Here is a 1,929-nt window from a genome sequence, read left to right on the forward strand (position 1 = left end):
CTGGGCCAGCGGAGCCGGTTCTGCTCGGTGGGCGCTTTCCGCAACCTCATCATGCTGCGTGACGGCAAGCTCTTCTCCGGCGTGGTGGCCCTCGTCGTGGCCGCCGCGGTGACCAACCTGGCTGTGGGGCAGTTCCACCCCGGCTTCGCCGGGCAGCCCATCGCCCACACCGACGGCCTGTGGAACTTCATGGGCATGCTGCTCTCCGGCCTCGCCTTCACGCTGGGCGGCGGCTGCCCGGGCCGGCAGCTCTTCCTCTCGGGCGAGGGCGACACGGACGCCGCGATCTTCATCTTCGGCCTCCTCACCGGAACGGCCCTGGCCCATAACTTCAACCTGGCCAGCTCCGCAGCGGGGCCCTCGCCCTATGGCCCGGCGGCGGTGCTGATCGGCCTGGCGATCGTGGTCATCTTCGGCTTCACCCTGCGGGACGTGGCGGAAGGAGAGGAACGGAGGCGGTCAGCGGCGTGAGCGAAGACCCGATCTACCTGGACAATGCGGCCACCTCGTGGCCCAAGCCGCCAGAGGTCGGGCGGGCGATGGTCGAGTGCCTGGAGCGCGAGGCCGGCAACCCCGGCCGCTCGGGTCACCGGCTTTCGCTGGCCGCGGCCCGGCGGGTTTACGCCGTGCGGGAGGCCGTGGCGAAGCTCTTCGGCGCTCCTGATCCGGTCAGGGTGATCTTCACCCACAACGCGACCATGGCGGTGAACCTGGCGCTGGGCGGGCTCCTGGGGCCCGGGGACCGGGTGGTCTGCACGGGCATGGAGCACAATGCCGTGATGCGGCCGCTGCGCGACCTCGAAGAGCGCGGCATTGTCGTGGCCGTCGCCCCCTGCGATCCGGCGGGCCGCCTGGACCTGGAGGCGTTCGAGCGCACGGTGAATGCGGCCCCGACGAGGCTGGTGGTGCTGAACCACGCCAGCAACGTGACGGGGACCATCTGCCCCGTGGCCGAGGCCGCCGCGGTGGCCAGCCGGGCGGGTGCGCTGGTGCTCCTGGACGCGGCGCAGACCGCCGGCGCGGTGCCCATCCACATGGCCGCGCTGGGCGTGGACCTCGTGGCCTTCACCGGGCATAAGGGGCTGCTGGGCCCCTCCGGCACGGGCGGGCTGATCCTGGGCGAGCGGGTGAACGCGGCAGAGATGGTTCCTCTGCTCAAGGGCGGCACCGGCTCCCGCTCGGCACAGGAGCGGCAGCCGCCGGACCTGCCCGACCGCTTCGAGGCGGGCACCATCAACTTCGTCGGCATCGCCGGGCTGGGGGCGGGCCTGGACGCGCTGGCCGCCATGGGCGGCCCCGAGGCAGTGGGGCGGCACGAGCGGAACCTGGCGCAGCAGCTCTGGGACGGGCTTTCGTCCATCCCGGGCGTGCGGCTGTACGGGCCCGCAGACCCCGCCGAGCGGGTGGCCGTGGTCTCGTTCACCATCGACGGGCTGACCGTGTCGGCGATCGGCGCCCGGCTGGACGAGGAGTTCGGCGTGCTGGCCCGGGTCGGCCTCCACTGTGCCCCCGCGGCCCACCGGACCATCGGTACCTTTCCGACGGGGACGGTGCGGTTTTCCCCCGGGCCGTTCACCACCGAAGACCAGATCGAACGGGCCCTCGCAGCTGTGCGCACGATCGCGGAAAGGGCGTGAGGGCATGATCTTCGGCGTGGTCCTCTTCCACACGACATCGATGGCCTTGAAGGCGGAGAAGGCGCTGACCGCGCAGGGGCTGGCCGTACGGCTGATCCCCACGCCGCGCCAGCTCTCCAGCGACTGCGGCTTCGCGCTGCGCTTCGACTGGGCGGAGCGGAGCCGCGTGGAGGAGATCCTGGAAGGCGCGCGAGTGGAGACGGCCGGCGTTCACCCCCTCGGGGAGTAGTTGGCAAAGTGTGAGTAAAGTTTTCGTGGGTAGGCCACAACATTTCTGCTGAAAAAAGCAGGA

Annotated in this window: 3 protein-coding genes; all 3 read left to right on the forward strand. The window is 71.2% G+C overall.

The genetic code is table 11. From position 1 onward, the window contains the following. Positions 1-471 (forward strand): YeeE/YedE thiosulfate transporter family protein (locus tag AB2385_RS16990; RefSeq protein ID WP_367656195.1); only part of this gene is annotated, 471 nt, incomplete at its 5' end. Beyond that, entirely contained in the window at positions 468-1,637 is a 1,170-nt protein-coding gene (locus tag AB2385_RS16995) for an aminotransferase class V-fold PLP-dependent enzyme (RefSeq protein ID WP_367656196.1), read from the forward strand. The genes AB2385_RS16990 and AB2385_RS16995, both read left to right, overlap by 4 nt. 4 nt (positions 1,638-1,641) lie before the next feature. Continuing rightward, positions 1,642-1,866, forward strand: a complete 225-nt coding sequence (locus tag AB2385_RS17000; protein ID WP_367656197.1) for a DUF3343 domain-containing protein — start codon at positions 1,642-1,644, stop codon at positions 1,864-1,866. Positions 1,867-1,929 lie beyond the last annotated feature (63 nt).

The organism is Symbiobacterium sp. (assembly GCF_040797425.1).
GTDB lineage: Bacteria > Bacillota > Sulfobacillia > Symbiobacteriales > Symbiobacteriaceae > Symbiobacterium.

Bases quoted from the DNA above. Each gene is read 5' to 3' on its own strand.
- AB2385_RS17000 (WP_367656197.1), top strand. From the start codon at position 1,642: ATGATCTTCGGCGTGGTCCTCTTCCACACGACATCGATGGCCTTGAAG.